Genomic DNA, 16,946 nt, shown 5'->3' with positions numbered 1-16,946 from the left:
GGTCACTAATGTCGCGGCACCACAAGCTTTAAGGGCTCCTGGCGATCTCAACCATCTCGGCTGGGTCGGTGAACTTGACCCGCGGACGTCCGGAGGATTGACCACGGCGGCGTTCGGCTTGGTCGATGGCGTGCCAGCCGTCGCCCGAAATCAGTTTCGGCTGACGCACTGCGAGCAGTTGCTGCAGCGAGCGCCGATCGCCGTCGGGTCGGCGGAGCCTGCCGGAGATGAAGTCCTCCATGATGTTTGTGACCGTCTCGCCGGCGCAGTGCTTGTTGGTACCGATCGTGCCATTAGCGCCACGCTTGATCCATCCGGCGACGTAAACGCCTGTGATCGGCTGCCCGTCTTCGGCGATCACCCGGCCGCGGTCGTTGGGGATGATTCCGCGATGCTCATCGAATGGCAGGCCGGGCAGTGGCCTGCCCCGGAAGCCCACTGAGCGCAGCACCAATGATGCCTCGATCTCCTCGGTCTGGTCGGTCGCGACAGCCTTGATTGCGCCGTCAATGTCGACGAGCTCGTTGGCGGTGATCCGCACTCCCTCAACGCGGTCGGTCCCTTGAATTTCGACCGGGGAAACGCAGTAGCGGAATACGACGCGCTTGGTGTGCGGGTCCAGCGGACGGCGCGCGAACTCCTCGGCAAGCCTCACTTTTAGGGCGAGCGCCGGTTCCAGCGCGGGATCTTCGATCTGGGCTCGGCTGGTCGGGTCGAGGTTCAGCTCGCGCTCATCGAGCACGACGTCCACCCCCGGCAGGTGGTTGAAGGCGAGAAACTCCGATGATGAGTAGGCCGCCTGCAGTGGCCCGCGTCGTCCCAGAAGCAAGACCTCCCGAATGTTGCTGCGTCGCAGAGCGTCCAGCGCATAGTCTGCGATATCGGTGGTCTGCAATTCGTCGGGGTCGAGGAGCAAGATTCGCGCCACATCCAAGGCGACGTTGCCGTTTCCGATTACCACCGCGCGCTGTCCGGACAGATCGAATGTCATATCGGCGTAATCGGGATGCCCGTTGTACCACGCGACGAACTCGGAGGCGGGATGGCTTCCGGGCAGATCCTCACCGGGTATGTCGAGCCGGCGCTCCTCGAATGCGCCGACGGCGTAGATGACGGCGTGGTGGTGGCGCATCAGCTCTTCATGCGTGAGGTGCTTACCGACTTCGACGTTGAGGTGCAAACCCACCGCGTCTGTCACGAATCTCGCCCCGAAGGTCAGACCCACATCCTTAGTCTGGGAGTGATCCGGTGCCACGCCGCCGCGAATGAGCCCGTACGGCGTAGGCAGCCTGTCCAGCAACTCGATCTCGACGTTGGCCCGGGCCAACAGCTCGTCGGCCGCATAGCATGCGGCCGGTCCGGCGCCGACGATCGCGACCCGCAGGGTCCCCAGTTCGTTGGGTGGACGTGAGGGCCTCTCATCTAATCGTCGAGGATCTGCGTGCAGCGGGTGCCGCTCGAAGTAGGCGGCGTTGATGTCTTTGTATCGCTTGAACGGTTCAGTCAGATCGACCTCGTAGCGGATCGCGCTGGTCGGGCAGACAGGTACGCATGCGCCGCAGTCGACGCAGGCTTCCGGATCGATGTGCAGCATCTCGGTCGTGTTGAATTCGGGGTCATCCGGCGAGGGGCGGATGCAATCGACTGGGCACACCGACACGCAGCTGGCATCGTTGCAGCATCTCTGGGTTATCACGAAAGCCAAAGCGGGGCCCCTGATCTCGGGCAAACCAATGCCTGCAGGGCTGTCTGCCCACCGCGTCGCCACGGTCGAGTCGTCACGGCATAGCTACCCACTGCGACGATCGACGGCCGCCACCGACCGCCGACGCCAGCCTCGCGTGAACGCTGCACTGTCATCATCCAGATCAGCTTGGTGACACCTGATGACACCGTCAACGAGGCGCCACGAGGTTGAAAGGGGGTTCGACACCGGTCAGCCACCTGCCCGACAGCTCGTACCGGCTGCACCTGCACAGATGGGTGAGAAATCTCTAGAGTTTTCTCTCATGCTGCGAAAGACAAGTTTAGGACTGGCAGACGCAGCTGGAGCCACCGAGTGCGCGAACGCGGAGAACCCCCGATTGCGGCTGCTCGCGCTAGCTAAACGATGGGCCAACGAAGCGTCTCACAAGCGCGTGCTCGATTTCACGGTCCTCGGCTGGCCAGTACCACAGCGCCAGGGTTACCCGCAGCAACCACTGCGCCGCCAACGGGTCGTCGGAACCGAGCACTTCCTGAGCCAGCCGGGCCACACCCGGCGAGGCTGTCAACCATTCGCCCTCGTGGGTCGGCCGGATCGAACCCATCATCAGGTCACCGAGCGGCTCGGCGCGGATGTGCTCTAGCGCAACCATTATCGCCGTGACTACACGCTCAGTGCCTTGTAAACCCTTGATCGCCTCACGCACTAACCCGACGATTCGTGAGGAGGTGCGCATGGTCACGGCTTCACGGATCGCGGCCTTGCCGCCCGCGTGACGATAGATCGTTGCCGGCGAACAATGCACTATGGCGGCCAGTGCCTCAATCGTGAACGCCTCGAATCCTTTCCGCGAGACCAGCTCTGCGGCCGCGTCGTAGATCCGGTCGGCGGCTTCGCTGCCTCGGTCGCGGCCGACCAACCAATCCTCACGTGTCATGACACCTTGTCCCCGTCCAGCCGACAGATAAATTCGCGTTCTCGCGTTGAGAATTATCTTGAGTGCTTCACCGGCTCACACGCCTGTCGTGAGAAATCATCAAACTATCCCCCATTGGGTCTCGCAACCTCGACCCGCGCACTTGACGGCCGTGATGCTTACAGGAGCCCACGACGCATGGCGACATCAGACGAGCTCAGGGCGGGCACATCGAACCCGGCACCCCCACCGGCAAGTGCACGTCCCGAGGTCCCTGTTCTGCAGAATAAGCTTGCGCACATACAGCCTTCTTCGAGCGACAAGGCCAAAACGGCTTTATCGTTGTGAGAATTCTGGACAGGATTCGATAAGAGAACGCGCTGGTCAGATGGTGTTGATGCGAAACGCTTCCTGAGTAAAATCCGAACGGGCCTTTCAACTTCGTGTCGCACCGTTGACGATACGGGCACCAGCGCCGAACCTGGGCATGACGGTGGAGCGCCATCACTTCCGGTTGGCATGCGCCCACCCGACCTGCATGCCCGTGCATCCGCGAGCTTGAGGAGACCCTTGCTTTGGCGCACAACACTTTTCACTCCGACCCGCACGGTACCGCCTCGCCGACCCGAGACCTTTGCGTTCTTTACTAACGGACGAAAGGTGCGACGGTCATGGCGGTGAACAGCCCGCGCGGCATCGTTACATTACTTAAACCGCTTGGCAGCGCCGTCCAAATGAATCTCACCGGGGCGATCCGCACGCACCGGCAGGGCTATCGAGGCTGGACTGGCGCGGTCAACACCGACTACGACCCCCTGGACGCCGCCACCGCGGCTCAACCGCACGAAGCCTACCGAGCGCTGCACCGCAGCGGGCGCGTGCACTACAACCCCAAACGTGCCACTTGGATCCTCAGCCGACTCAATGACGTCCGCGCGGCGTTACGCGACACGGATCAGGTCACCAGCGCCCGGGGCGTAACGCGAGTGAGGATGGCGGCCGACCTTTTAGTGCTCACCGACGGCGACCAGCACGCCCGACTACGTAAGCAGGTCCAGCCCGGCTTCACCCGCGGCGCGCTGGAAAACTGGCAGGAAATAACGGACAAACTTGCAGCCGAACTGGTGTCTAAGGTGATCGATGAGCCCGGTTGCGACGTGGTTGAACGGCTTGCGATACCAATGCCGATGCGTCTCATTGCAGCGATCCTGGGGGTACCAGACACCGACATCGCCGACTTTAGACGTTGGTCAGAAAACAGTGTTCGAATCATCAATTTCTCACCGACACCCAAAGGTGTTGTCGAGACCGCGAACTCGATGCGCGCAGTCCTCGCCCTACGAAGCTATTTCCTGCGACACCTCGCCTCCGGTGAGCTCAAAGATTCGGACACCATGCTTGGGCGGCTGCTGGAACACAACACCGAAGGCACCCTGACCGACGATCAATTGTTCTACGTTGCCCTATTGCTGCTCATCGCCGGTAACGAGACGACTACCAATCTACTCGGTGGCATGTTCGACACGTTGGCCCAAAACCCCGACCAATACGATCTCATCCGCGCCAATCCCGATCTCATTCCCATCGCCGTCGAGGAACAGCTCCGGATCTCCAGCCCTATCCAGAACCTCTACCGCTATACGCGCGAGGACTACAAGGTCGGCGAGGTAACCATTCCCGCCGGCGCACGCGTGCTCCTGTCTTTCGGTGCAGCCAACCGCGATCCGCTCGTCTTCGACGATCCTGACGAATATCGCGCAGACCGCAACCCGCGCATGCATATCGGCTTCGGCTATGGCGCACACATGTGCGTCGGAGCTCCTCTGGCACGCATGGAGGCGCAAGCGGTGTTGCGTGAACTCGTCGAGCGCGTCACTCGTATCACTGCCGTCGGCCCGACCACTTGGTCGACCAACAGCTCGCTGCGTGGGCCGACGCATTTGCCAGTCAAGTTGCACTGCAGTTGAGTCTGGTCCATACCCGCGGTGCTAGGTATCTAGCTAACGCTGCAGTGCGTTACAGGCGTGGTCTTCGCGGGCTGCGCGGCCGCCGCCCGTTAACGTCGCATTGGCATCGGAATATCGAGGCGCGGGCGACCGACGCTGTCGCGGTGGGAGTTTGGCATGGGTAGAGGTAACCGACACCCTCGAAGCGGGTCATCCCAAGGTAGCTCGAGACACTCGAGGCCTCGTACCCGCAGGATGAACAGCTGGCGCCCAGACACGACGGCACGGTGGCCGTGGTGACGGGTCAGCCGCACGGCCGTGCCAACAGCCAGAGGTTGTCAACCCACTATGCAGCCGGCCTGGTACTCGCCCACATCATCGCCCTCACTCAGTCGGCGGCCATTTTGATACCGCTCAGCGGCCACACCACCAGCGGGGCGCAGGACTATCTGACGCTTCACAACGTGATCCTGGCCGTGGCGCTGGCGGTGCTCGGAACGATCGTCACGGCGGTCGGCGCCCTGGTCAATCTAGCGCCGACGCTGCGCTGGTACGTCGCGGGCAGCGAACCGAGTCCTGGCCAACGACGTGCGGCATTGAGCCTAATCACTCGCCAATCGGCGATGTTGGCGGCGACGTGGGCGGCCGCCGGCACCATTTTCATCCTGCTAAATCGCAATGGCGGCATGGGTTTCGCAGTGCCGTGCCTGCTGGGCATCGCAGTCGGCGCAAGCGCGGCGGCCGGAACGGGCCTTCTGCTCACCCAAAGAACCCTTCGTCCCGTGATAATCGCCGCCACCGCAGGATCTGGGGAGGGCGTGACGGCCCCCGGGGTGCTCGCGCGCCTCGTCGTCATGTGGTTGTTGTCCGGTGGGTTGCCCCTCGGGGTGATCGCGGTAATCGTCATCATTCAGCCCCGCGGCTGGATCATTGAAAAAACCGCTCCAGTTGGTATTCCGGTGCTGGTGGTTTCGCTTGCGGCGGTGGTCTTGGGATTACCTATCATGATTCTTATATCCCGATCGATATCAGATCCGGTCTGCGAGGTCGTCGATGCCATGGCAGACGTCGAACAAGAGCGACTGGGGACCTACGTCGGGGTGTACGAGCGCTCTGAGATCGGCCGCCTACAGCGCGGTTTCAACCGGATGGTTGCCTATCCGCGCACAGTCTGGGTTCGAGTCCCGGTGGGGGCACTGCCTCCAACACGGAAATATCGATTGCACGATCTGAAAACTATACGAGTTAGCTTCGGAGCGATCGTACCGCGCGGGACCGTCGCCGACGATCCAACAACTCGGTCTGCGTGGAATATTCCCCAGCCGGGCCGCGAATGTGGTCCGAAAGTGGTTCTCCTCAAGAGGCTTCTAGATCTGTGTTAGCGAAAGTCATTGCAGGGCGGGCGAAATACATCGACTCAGGCGCTACCCTGGCGGTTGGGGGGCCCTGAGGTCAGGTCTCCGGGGATGACGGTCGGGTCTGCGCAAGAAGCTGCATGCCTTATTCGCTTGGCCCCCATCCGCTTCCGAAGGTGTTCATGTGGAGGATCTGGCCGGTGAGTGTCTTCGCGCTCTGTTGGGCAAGGTAGATGATCGGCGGACCGAGGACCTCAGGTGTCGGAATGTTTCCGAACCCGGTTTTGAGGTGCTCTTCGTATCTCTCGGGATAGAGCCGACGCATGGTCTGGGTCAACGTGGTACCTGGGCTGAAGGCATTGACAGCGATTCCATGCGGGCGGAACTCGTCGGCGAACCATGTCGTAAGGCGGTTCACCGCCGCCTTGGACATGCCATACATCAACAGATCCTGGTGTCCGGAAGTTCCGCCAGTAGTTTCGGCGCACGCAGAGGTGAGTAGAACGATGCTGCCCGAGCCCTGTGCAATCATGTGCGGTACCACCGAGCGGACAAGATAGTAGGCACCGCGGACGTTCACGTCCATCACCCGGTCCCATTCCTCGGCGGTGATCGCGAGTGCGTCGTGACGCGGATAGATGCCGACAGCGAAGACCACGACGTCGATTCGGCCGTGACTGGCGACCGTCCGTTCGACCATGTTGCGTACGTCAGCGTCGCGTTTCACATCACAGGCGATCGTGTCGACGGCGAGCCCTTCACGCGCCGCCTCGCGCGCAATTCCTTCGAGTGTGGATGTCGAATCAGGTTCGGAGGCCTTGGTCAGCGTGCGGGCGGCCGCGATCACCTGGGCGCCTTCGCGGGCGAGCGCAACCACGTAGGCACGACCGGATCCCTGGCTCGCACCGACGACGAGCGCGACCTTATCCTTCAGTTGCATGACGAAGGCCAGGATTCTCCTGAATCCATCCGCTGGATGATTGGTACCCCCGCAAACGCGGTTTCTCGTACATGAGCGTGACGTTACTCATCGCCGCGTGTCCGGGACGGTCCAAGCTCAAAACCGCCCAGTGTCCGTTCGAGTCCGACTGGCGGCATTGGTGTCTCGAGGTTGAAGATAGACCGTTACCACCGTCGGCATATGGGCCTGGCCGCCGAGCTGGTGTTGGCGTCGGGTCCGGTCCTCCGCTCTTACGGGGACGAATTCTTCACATAGACCCAGGGCTGAAGCGAACTCGCCTGTCTTGGGCCGAGCCGCCTATGGGCCAGAAAAGTGACACAATCCGGGTGCGAAAGATTCCTTGGCTAGCCCACGCCGTGCCGACGCCATGAGCGAGGTCAAGAGCGTCGACAAACGTATTGGTGGCTGCCCGGCCAAGCGCAGTCGGCGATCAGGGCCGTAACCTCATCGGCTAGTTCTATCTGCGGGAAGTGGCTGTAGCCGTGCAGCATCTCGATGCTGGCCTGCGGCACGTGCGCGCTGACGAGTTCTAGCCACGGTGAGCTCAGGCCCGGTTCGAGTGATACCCGCTGGCGTGCGGAGTCGAGCGTCGTGCTCTGGATAGCGAGCAGCGGGACATCGACAGAACCAAGAGCGCTCTCCATTTCGCCGGCATCCCAACGGGCCAAGTCCGCCATCAGGGTCCTGCCCAATCCGGTGGGGAAACGCAGCCCGCGCTCGGTGATCGCCCTGGCGAGAGCGGGGTCGCTCGAAGGAAAGAACATCGATTCGAAGAACTGTCGCACGAAACGCCGGTAGCCGGCCCCTGCGAGTTCATCGGCCATGGCTTGCACGGCCGCGATGGGATCACCGCTGCTCATTCGGCTGCCGTCCACGAGTACCAACCCCAACACGGCGTTGGGCTGCACCCTGTTGGCCTCCAAGACGACGCGGCAGCCCATGCTGTGGCCCACGAGGATTGCCGGCCGTGACGGCAGCTCCGCCATAGTTTTCGCTACCGCAGCGCCGTATGCCGCGATGGTGCATTCGGCTGATGTGCCCGGGCTGGACCCATGCCCCGGCAACTCGCACACGATGACGGTGGTCCTCCTCGCGAGCGACTCGCGCTGAGCCTGCCAATCTGTGCCATCGCAGGCGAAGCCGTGTACGAAGATCAAGCGGGGGTCGCCTATACCGGTCCTCGTCATTCGCATAATAAGGTCCTTTGCGCTGGCTTTGGACCCACGACCGTTCGGCCGGATCGCGGTGCGTGAAAATCTTGTCACGACCGCTCCCCGAGTGGAGCCGAATGTCGAGGTTGTCTTGCCGGCTTTCGACGGACACACGTGCAGGCCGCCCTCTACCCACCAAAATGGCGAGGCATGAAGAAATTCGCGGGCTTCTTGTCCCGCTGTAGCCGGCAGCACAGACGAATTGCATTTTACTCCAACGAATTCCGATCGACTTCTCGTCGAGAGGCGGACCAAATATCGACAGACTGAACATGCGAGACGACGCAGTGGGACACATGAATCAATCTGGGAAGCATGAAAATTGGGCCTCTCAACCCTTATACAGTGCGCGCTATGGCCTTCAACCGCCGTAAACTACTCGTAGTGACCGGCGCAACTGGCGCGGCCGCAGCTCTTACGGACGTCGCAGCGTGCGGCACGGACCCGTCTGCCAAGTCCACAGAGCCGACGGGTTCGAATTCGTCCTCCGGCGCCACGTCATCGAGTGCTGGCAGCCAGTGAACTCATCTCGCTCACGTCGCGCAATCCTGCTGGCGGTGGCCATCATGGCCGCAGCAGGGACGGGGTTGCCCGCGCCCACCACCGCCGACACCACTGCGCCTGACACCCATGTCGATCAGCTCGCCGAAGCGGCGGACACCCCCACATTGGACTGGGTCGAGTGTGCTGATGGATTCGATTGCGCGACAGCTCAATTCCCTTGGGCTATACCGCCCGCGTGACGCACAAATAACTCTCGCGTTGATCAAACTTACCGCGCCGGATCCTCGCAAGAGGATTCGAACCCTGTTCATCAACTTCGGGGGGCCCGGCCAATCCGGCGTTGACCGGGCCGCGTTGGAAAAACACCGCACGCCTGCGCTCCGCGACACCCCCCGTTGATGCCGCGGACACGGTGTTCCGTGTCGCGTCCGCTGCGCCGAAGGTCGAACCGGGACGTGCAGGAGTGAGGCGCCAAGGGTCGACGGTCGCACGTCGCCAGGTCCGCCTGCTCATGGCCAACCGCGGCTATGTCGCCTTTCTCGCTTTGTTGCCGTTCATCGTCGGTCTGCTGCCGCTGACGGTCACCGGCCACGCAGGCGTGAGCCACATGCCATCGCTTGGCGCACCACCATTCGAAGCCAAGCACATCGTCGCGCTGACAAGCTTCGCGGCGATCCTGATGGGAACCACACTCACCGTCCGCGACCTGGTCGGCGAACGCACTGTCTTCCGTCGCGAACAGGCGGCGGGCTTGTCGGCGTCGGCATACCTGCTCGCGAAGACGATCGTCTTCAGCGCGGTCGCCGTGGTTCAATCTGCGATCCTGGTTCTGATCGTCACGGCGCCTGCGATCGGCAAGCCGGGCCCGTCGCATGCAGTGGTTTTGGGCAGCCCGATCTTCGAGTTGTTCGTCGGTGTCGCGGCGACGGGCGTAGCGGCCGTCGTTTGGGGCTTGCGGGTTCGGCTGTGGCGCGGACCGGCGATCAGGTCATCGTGTTGTTGGCGATGACGCTGATGGCGCAACTGGTGCTCGCGGGCGGCTTCATCCCGGTGACGGACCGACCGCTGATGGAGGCCCTTGCCTGGCTCACGCCGGGACGATGGGGCTTCGCGGCAAATGCGTCGGCGGCCGATCTGACCAACCTCGTCGCGGGGATTGCGAACGATTCGCATTGGCAGCACGCCTCGTCGGCGTGGCAAGGGAACATGGCCATGTTGGGAGTGCTTGCCATGCTATTCGCCGGCGTCACGCGGTGGCGCCTCAGACGTTGATGCGGTCGATCGTCACACGCAATCGATGCACACCTGCTGGTCGCCGCGCTGAAGCGCAATCCGGTTGCGGTGCTGCACCAGGAAGCACGACGAGCAGGTGAATTCGTTCGCCTGCCGGGGAATGATGCGAACGGACAGTTCCTCGGCGATGTCCGGGTCGGGCAGGTCGAACGAATCAACCGCCTCGTCTTCGTCGATCACCGCCGTGTCGACCGCAGCCCGCCGAGTGGCGGCCAGTTCCTCGAGCGACTCGTCAGCGGTGTCATCGGCGTTCTTCGTACGTGGGGCGTCATAGTCCGTAGCCATGAGGGATCCTCCCTTTCAGGTCCGTCGTCGAGGCAACGCCGCGAGTGCCCACGCTGTTCCCCGAACGACGCGATTCGAACCCTGAAACGGCAGTTACGACATGATGACGTCTTGCCCATCGCGTCCACATGGCCGTTGCGGCGCCCGAGGGTAGGTATTCAAATCTGCGGGTACCCGACGGTGATGTTGAACCGCACAACCGCCGCCGTCGCCATGCTCGCTGCACCAATCGCCGTCTTGGCGGGGTGTGGCAACAGTCAGACGGGTGACGATCAGGCCGCTGAATCATCGACGACATCCGAAGCCGGCTCGCAAACCATCAAAGCCGAGTTGAAAACGGCCGATGGTACGGCGGTTGCTAATGCCACCATCGATTTCACCGACGGGTTCGCGACCGTGACGGTCGACACGACCGGAAACAACAAGCTTTCACCGGGCAGCCACGGAATGCACATCCATTCTGTGGGCAAGTGCGAGGCGAACTCGGTCGCCCCGACCGGCGGTTCGGCTGGGGATTTCAACTCGGCCGGCGGCCATCTACAGGTCGGAGGGCGCACCGAACATCCGGCGAGCGGCGACCTGACACCGATGAACATCCGCTCCGACGGTTCCGGCAAGGTCGTCGCGACGACCGACGCGTTCACCGCTGATGACTTGAAGGGTCCGCAGGGAAGCGCGCTGATCATTCACGAGGGTCCGGACAACTTCGCCAACATTCCGCAGCGGTACACGCATGACGGTGTGCCCGGCCCCGACGCCGAGACAATGGCGACCGGCGACTCTGGTGGACGGGTGGCATGCGCTGTTCTCGCCCCCGCATCCGCTGCGGCCTCGACTTCGGTCTCGACCAGCACGTCGACGGTGACGGAGACAACCGGTGTTCCCGCTGCGCCTCCCACAACCAGTGCCACCGCGACGTCGACGCCGTCATCGACCAGTGCGACCACCACCACGAGTCCGTCGACGTCGGTGACCACCACAACGTCTTCACCGGCCCCGGCCCCTGGCGGATAACGCGAACTCCGCGAAGCCGATGGGGCATGGTTTCTAGGTAGTCGGTGCCTGCGACCGGAATAAACAGGTAGTCCGGCCCGGTATGGCACGCCTGACAGTTCCGATGACCCGTCGCGAGCACGAGATCGCCTTGCTGGTGGCCCGTGGCTTCAGCAACAAGGAGATTGCCGAAGCGGTGTCGCTCTCGGTGCGCACCGTCGAAGGTCACATCTACCGGGCCAGCTGCAAAGCGGGCGTCGCGCGACGCTCGGAGCTCGGCGACGTCGTTCGAGAACTCGGCGACCAGAACTGCGCGCCCGTGCGCTAGCTGTCGCCTTGACTCATCGTCTTTCGTAACGTCGCCGCCGAGTGCCGTGGGGTAGTGCGCTACGCGTGCCCGCTGTCGACACCTCAGCGAATGTCTATGTGATTAGCGACCGTGCGGAGCGGAACAACGGAGGGACTCACATCATGATCACTTTTGCTCGCGGACTTGCCGTCGGGGTGGTATTCGCTGGGGCTGCGGTCGGGCTAGCTGGCCCGGCGTCGGCAGAACCGCTCAGCGGTTCCTTCCTCGCGACGATCACCGACGTCAACCCGGCTTGGGACAAGGCGAGCCCGGGGAATGCGATGGACGTGACGTTCACCCCATGCGGTGCGGATTGCACGACGATCGCGGCTCCGCGCGTGCCCAACCCGTGGTCAACCGATCTGCACCTGCAGGGCAACACCTGGACCGGCACCCAACCGGACAACGGCTTCGGAGCCTGCCCGATAGCGCTTGACAACACCTCTCGGGCCCTTACCATCACCTGCCCGGCCGTCCCGACGACTCTCCAATTCGTGTTGGCCTAGAACGCTGCTCATGGTCGGCGGGGGACGCCGGACAATTTGACCGGGCATGGCATCTGCGGACGCATCGTTCCTTTGAGCGTTAGTCCCGCCGCCCGACCAGCGAATTACTGGTCGCCGTAGCCGTCGCATTCTCTTCTGTCCGCAGGACGGCGAATATTCGAATGCTGACCCGCAGGTGTGAATATCGGCGCGCGCGGCAATCCGTTTCCCGTCGACGCTCAGCAGGGGGCAATTCGATGTCCATGCAACTACCGCGGGCCGCGCAAACCGGTGACACATCTCGGGCGGCCGGCATCTGGCCCGTTCTGCTCTGCTGGGTAGCGGTCGCGCTCGACGGCTACGACCTCGTCGTCCTCGGCGTCGTCATTCCGACCCTCCTCGAGAACGGGGCGCTCGGCTTCACCGGTCCGACTGTCACCACGGCCTCCACGCTGGGCTTGGTCGGCATGGGCGTCGGCGCCGTGATGATCGGGCCGCTGACCGACCGGTTCGGTCGGCGCCACACCCTGATCACCAGCGTGGCCCTCTTCTCGCTTTTCACGATCGCAACCGGCCTTGCGCAAGGCGTTGGTCAGTTCACGACCTTCCGTTTCCTGGCCGGGCTCGGCCTTGGCGGCTGTCTGCCGACCGCTCTGACGTTCATGAGCGAGCACGCGCCGACCGGCCGCAGCGGTTCTGCCATCACCCGGATGATGACCGGCTACCACGTCGGGGCCGTGCTCTCCGCGTTGCTGGCGTTGTGGCTCGTCGAGGACTACGGCTGGCGGTCGATGTTCGTGGTCGGTGGCGCACTGGGCTTGCTGACGCTCCCATTCATGTGGGCCAAGCTTCCCGAGTCCGCGGCGTACCTCCGTGCGGTCGAGCGCAGCGACGACTCCGAGGGCGGCACCCTCGCCCGCAGCGCCGCGGTCGTCAAGGGCCGTTACCTTCGCATCAGTATCGGGCTGTGCGTGGCGTCGTTCATGGGTCTGCTGCTCGTGTACGGGCTGAACACCTGGCTGCCGACGATCATGCGCGACGCCGGCTATTCGATTCAGCAGGGCACCACCCTGATCCTGGTGCTCAACGTCGGGGCGGTGATCGGCCTGCTCGTCGCGGGCCACATCGCCGACACCCGCGGCAACAAGCCTGCCGTCCTCGCCTGGTTCGGACTTGCCGCGGTCTTCCTGGCGCTGCTGTCGATCAGGCTGGAAAACCGACTTCTCGTGTACGCCGCGGTCCTGCTGACGGGCATCTTCGTCTTCAGCGCCCAGGTGCTCGTGTACGCGTTCGTCGGCCACCTCTACCCTTCCGAGATCCGCGGCACCGCGCTGGGCGTGGCGGCCGGGGTCGGACGGGTGGGCGCGATCGTCGGCCCCACCCTCGGCGGCGCGCTGGTGACGGCCGGGGCCGCCTATCCGTGGGGTTTCTACGCCTTCACGATGGCGGCCATCCTTGCCGTGATCACTCTGGCCGCGGTTCCGGCGCACTCACCGGATAGTGACTGACTCCATGGCCGGCGCGGACGTGCAGACCCAGGTGGCGATCATCGGGGCAGGTCCCGCCGGAATGCTCCTGTCGCACCTGCTCGCCGCGGACGGCGTTGAGTCGATAGTTCTGGAAACTCGCTCGCAGGAATACGTCGCGTCCCGGATCCGGGCGGGCATTCTCGAACAGTCCACGGTCGACCTGCTGCGGAGCTGCGGGCTCGGCGAGCGTCTGGACCGCGAGGGTGACCGACACCGCGGCATCTACCTGCAGTGGCCCGGCCATCGCCACCACATCGACTTCGTCGAGCTGACCGACCGATCGGTGTGTGTGTACGGACAGACGGAGGTGCAGAAGGACCTGATCGAGGCCCGGGCTGCGGCCGGCCAGGAGATCCACTACGAGATCGCCGAAACCGCACTGCACGACGTCGAGACCGACCGCCCCTGCGTGTCATTCACCGACACCGACGGGCGCGAGCGCGTGGTCAGAGCGGAAGTCGTCGTCGGCTGTGACGGGTCATTCGGGCCGAGTCGCGAGCACGTTCCCATGGATGTCCGTCGCCACTGGGAAAGGGTCTACCCGTATTCGTGGCTCGGGATCCTCGCCGACGTCGCCCCGTCGACCGACGAGCTGATCTATGCCTGGCACGGCGACGGGTTCGCCTTGCATTCCATGCGGTCCGCGTCGGTTTCCCGGTTCTATCTGCAGGTGCCGAACGACACCGAACCCGACTGGTCCGACGACCGGATCTGGGAAGCACTGGCGGCTCGATTGGGGCACGGCCAGTACGGCTGGGAGCTCGTCACCGGCCCGATCACCGACAAGAGCGTGTTGCCGATGCGGTCGTTCGTGCAAAGCCCGATGCGGCACGGCCGGCTTTTTCTGGCCGGCGACGCCGCCCACATCGTCCCGCCAACTGGCGCCAAGGGCCTCAACCTCGCGGTGGCCGACATCGCCCTGCTCGCTCCCGCGCTGACCGAGCTGATTCGCAATGACGACCACCGGCTCGCCGACAGCTACTCCGACACCGCGCTGCGCCGAGTCTGGCGGTGCACCCACTTCTCCTGGTGGATGACCACGATGCTGCATCGCGGCGAGGATCCGTTCGACGAGCAGCTTGCGCTTTCCCAACTGCGTTGGGTCACCTCGAGCGTGGCGGGCGCCACGGGCTTGGCGGAGAACTACACGGGTCTGCCGATCGGTTTGTAGAACTCGCGCAGCAACAACGACGGTGTCGATAACCTCACGAGGGTGTCCTGGAACCCGGTCGCCTCTGGCAGGTCGCGTGGCAGCGTGCGCCCGGGCAGTCGCGTGGGTTGGCGGTCGGCGGCCGGGCTGTTCGCCTGTGTGGCGCTGACGTACCTGGTGGGTGCGGTGCTGTCGTGGCAGTCGTTCGGCGCCGGGGTAGATCCTGCGTTCTTTCCGCCTGCCGGCGTGACAGTGGCGGCGATGCTGCTGACACCGCGACCGCGATGGGCGGCCGTCATCCTCGCGATAGTCGTCGCGGAGTTGGCCGTCGATCTTTACTACGGCGTCGGCGTAGGAGCTGCGGCAGGATACGCATTGGCCAACTCGGTGGAGCCCGTCGTCGGGGCGTCGCTGGTCTTGGCTTGGTGCAACGGGGCGCCCGACCTTCGGGCGCGCGCAGACCTGGCCAAATTCGTCGCCGCCGCGTGCCTGGCCGGGCCGCTGGTCGGCGGGTTGATCGGCGGTGCGGTCAGTGCCGCGTCAACGGACACCTCATGGCCTACTGCGGCCGTGCACTGGTGGGCAGGCGACGGAATCGGCGTTCTCGTGGTGGGAGCACCGATTCTCCTGTGGCCCATTCAATCTCACATCTTGCGAGCTCGTATTGCAGAAACGGCTTTGGTGGTCGCCGGCACCGCGGTGCTGGCACTGACGGCATTCTGGTGGCAGGCGCCACCGACGTTCCTGCTGCTGCCGGTGATGGCATGGGCGGCATTTCGTCTCGATGTGATCGGTGCCGCGGTCGCCGGCGTGGTACTGGCCTTCACCGTCAACTACATGGCGGGCTCGGGGCGCGGCTTTTTCGCGGGGATGAACCTTGCGGAGCCGGCCCGGCTAGCGGTGAATCAGATGTTCATCGCAGTCATCGTGCTCGTCGCCATGCTGATCGCCCAGGAAGCCGCCGGACGCATTGCGGCGGTCAGACAAGGACAAGCCGAACGCCGTGAACGCGGCCGACTGCAAACCCTTGCGCAACTGGCGCAGCGGTTGTCGGCTGCGTTGACACCGAACCACATCGGCGACGCGGTCGTCAGCGAGCTTCTCAACGACGCGGGGTCGCAAGCGGTGGCCCTTGGCCTGGCGAGCGCCGACGGATCTCGGCTCGAGTGGGTGAAGACGGCGGGTTACCCCCAACTTGCGCACGACAGATTCGCCGCGGGAATTCCACTCGACGACCACACCGCCGCCACCGAGGCGGTGCTCTCAGGGCGACCCGTGGTGATAGGCAGCCCCGTGGAATATCGCCTGCGGTATCCCGACAGTGCGGACTTGATGACGCTGACGGACGCAGAGGCGCTGGTGAACTGGCCGCTGACTGCCGGCGGCAGGCAGATCGGCGTCCTCGGGATGATGTGGACACGACCGCAACCACTCGATGTCGCGCAGTTGGCGTACATCTCTGCGGTCGCCACCATGGTCGAGCAGGCCTTGGTGCGTGCGCAGATATATGCCGACGAGCACGCCCGTGCCGCGGTGTTGCAGGCGGCGGTCCTGCCCACCGAGCCGGCTGAGATCGCCGAACTGGACCTCGCCGTTTGCTACGAACCGGCAGACGCCGAGCATGGGCTCGGGGGCGACTGGTATGACGTGATGGCGTTGCCGAAGCGGCGGACCTACATTGCGGTGGGTGACGTTGTCGGACACGGCTTGCCGGCCGTCGAAGACATGGCGCAACTGCGTAGCGCAGGGCGCGCGATGGCCCTGCAGGGGTTGCCGCCTGCGCGCCTGCTCGCCGAGCTCAACATCTTCACCGCCCACGCCAGCCATGGACGGTTCGCCACCATGGCCGTCGCCATCTTCGATCCACTTACCAGCGCTCTGTCGTACGGCCTGGCGGGCCATCCACCGGTCCTGCTGCGTCGCTCGCGCGACGGCAAAGTCGTGCGACTTCTCGACGCCGACGGCCCGGTGATGGGGCCGATCCGCGACGCCACCTACACCGCGGGCGAGGTGAGGCTCGAGCCCGGCGACATTCTGCTGTTGTACACCGACGGCCTGGTCGAGCGCCGCGGTCGGGACATCGAGACGGGCATCTCGCAGGCACAGCGCCTGTTAGCGGGCTGGCGATCGGAGATCGAGTTGTCGCACGGCTGCAGGCAACTCACGGAAACGCTGGCGGCGCCGCCACGCCAAGACGACGTCTGCGTTATTGCCTTGCGCCTCCGGCACGTCGATTCCACGCCGCCTGCGACGATGGATTGAGC

Annotated in this window: 15 protein-coding genes; 10 read left to right on the top strand and 5 right to left on the bottom strand. The window is 64.1% G+C overall.

Going from position 1 to position 16,946, the window contains the following annotated elements; all coding sequences use genetic code 11:
* Positions 1–28: 28 nt before the first annotated feature.
* Complete coding sequence (locus tag QOJ24_RS01785) at positions 29–1,705, bottom strand: FAD-dependent oxidoreductase (RefSeq protein ID WP_526258514.1); 1,677 nt, start codon at positions 1,703–1,705, stop codon at positions 29–31.
* Between the two features lie 394 nt (positions 1,706–2,099).
* Positions 2,100–2,642 (bottom strand): TetR/AcrR family transcriptional regulator, encoded by a 543-nt coding sequence (locus tag QOJ24_RS01780; protein ID WP_526258512.1) that lies wholly within the window; start codon positions 2,640–2,642, stop codon positions 2,100–2,102.
* Positions 2,643–3,292: 650 nt separating this feature from the next.
* Between QOJ24_RS01780 and QOJ24_RS01775 the strand changes: the two genes are divergently transcribed.
* On the top strand, positions 3,293–4,588 hold the full coding sequence (locus QOJ24_RS01775) for a cytochrome P450 (protein ID WP_526258510.1): 1,296 nt from the start codon (positions 3,293–3,295) through the stop codon (positions 4,586–4,588).
* A 266-nt stretch (positions 4,589–4,854) separates the two neighbouring features.
* Positions 4,855–5,949, top strand: coding sequence for a HAMP domain-containing protein (locus QOJ24_RS01770; RefSeq protein WP_526258508.1), 1,095 nt, complete (start codon positions 4,855–4,857; stop codon positions 5,947–5,949).
* A gap of 118 nt (positions 5,950–6,067) precedes the next feature.
* Here QOJ24_RS01770 and QOJ24_RS01765 read toward each other — a convergent pair whose 3' ends face one another.
* Together QOJ24_RS01765 and QOJ24_RS01760 are read right to left on the bottom strand one after the other, a co-directional pair.
* Entirely contained in the window at positions 6,068–6,862 is a 795-nt protein-coding gene (locus QOJ24_RS01765) for an SDR family NAD(P)-dependent oxidoreductase (protein WP_526258506.1), read from the bottom strand.
* A 398-nt stretch (positions 6,863–7,260) separates the two neighbouring features.
* Complete coding sequence (locus tag QOJ24_RS01760) at positions 7,261–8,070, bottom strand: alpha/beta fold hydrolase (RefSeq protein WP_526258504.1); 810 nt, start codon at positions 8,068–8,070, stop codon at positions 7,261–7,263.
* Between the two features lie 991 nt (positions 8,071–9,061).
* On the opposite strand from QOJ24_RS01760, the gene QOJ24_RS01755 reads away from it, so the two are divergent.
* Entirely contained in the window at positions 9,062–9,607 is a 546-nt protein-coding gene (locus QOJ24_RS01755; RefSeq protein WP_526258502.1) for an ABC transporter permease, read from the top strand.
* On the top strand, positions 9,565–9,870 hold the full coding sequence (locus QOJ24_RS01750; protein WP_526258500.1) for a hypothetical protein: 306 nt from the start codon (positions 9,565–9,567) through the stop codon (positions 9,868–9,870). The genes QOJ24_RS01755 and QOJ24_RS01750 overlap by 43 nt, the downstream gene beginning before the upstream one ends.
* A 12-nt stretch (positions 9,871–9,882) precedes the next feature.
* Here QOJ24_RS01750 and QOJ24_RS01745 read toward each other — a convergent pair whose 3' ends face one another.
* Positions 9,883–10,176 carry a DUF4193 family protein gene (locus QOJ24_RS01745; protein WP_526258498.1) on the bottom strand — a complete coding sequence of 98 codons (294 nt, stop codon included), beginning with the start codon at positions 10,174–10,176 and terminating at the stop codon, positions 9,883–9,885.
* 183 nt (positions 10,177–10,359) lie between these two features.
* Here QOJ24_RS01745 and sodC point away from each other — a divergent pair, with 183 nt between their 5' ends.
* The 6 genes from sodC to QOJ24_RS01715 all read left to right on the top strand — a co-directional run bounded on the left by sodC (position 10,360) and on the right by QOJ24_RS01715 (position 16,944).
* Positions 10,360–11,190, top strand: coding sequence for a superoxide dismutase[Cu-Zn] (sodC, locus tag QOJ24_RS01740; RefSeq protein ID WP_526258496.1), 831 nt, complete (start codon positions 10,360–10,362; stop codon positions 11,188–11,190).
* Between the two features lie 82 nt (positions 11,191–11,272).
* Entirely contained in the window at positions 11,273–11,497 is a 225-nt protein-coding gene (locus QOJ24_RS01735; RefSeq protein ID WP_526258494.1) for a response regulator transcription factor, read from the top strand.
* Between the two features lie 143 nt (positions 11,498–11,640).
* Positions 11,641–12,024, top strand: a complete 384-nt coding sequence (locus QOJ24_RS01730; protein WP_526258492.1) for a hypothetical protein — start codon at positions 11,641–11,643, stop codon at positions 12,022–12,024.
* 236 nt (positions 12,025–12,260) lie between these two features.
* Complete coding sequence (locus QOJ24_RS01725; protein ID WP_526258490.1) at positions 12,261–13,511, top strand: MFS transporter; 1,251 nt, start codon at positions 12,261–12,263, stop codon at positions 13,509–13,511.
* Positions 13,512–13,515: 4 nt separating this feature from the next.
* Positions 13,516–14,703 (top strand): 4-hydroxybenzoate 3-monooxygenase, encoded by a 1,188-nt coding sequence (locus QOJ24_RS01720; protein ID WP_526258547.1) that lies wholly within the window; start codon positions 13,516–13,518, stop codon positions 14,701–14,703.
* Between the two features lie 42 nt (positions 14,704–14,745).
* Entirely contained in the window at positions 14,746–16,944 is a 2,199-nt protein-coding gene (locus tag QOJ24_RS01715) for a PP2C family protein-serine/threonine phosphatase (RefSeq protein WP_526258488.1), read from the top strand.
* Positions 16,945–16,946: the final 2 nt, after the last annotated feature.

This window comes from Mycobacterium sp. (assembly GCF_032159775.1).
GTDB lineage: Bacteria > Actinomycetota > Actinomycetes > Mycobacteriales > Mycobacteriaceae > Mycobacterium.
This window is presented reverse-complemented; position numbering and strand designations above follow the sequence as displayed.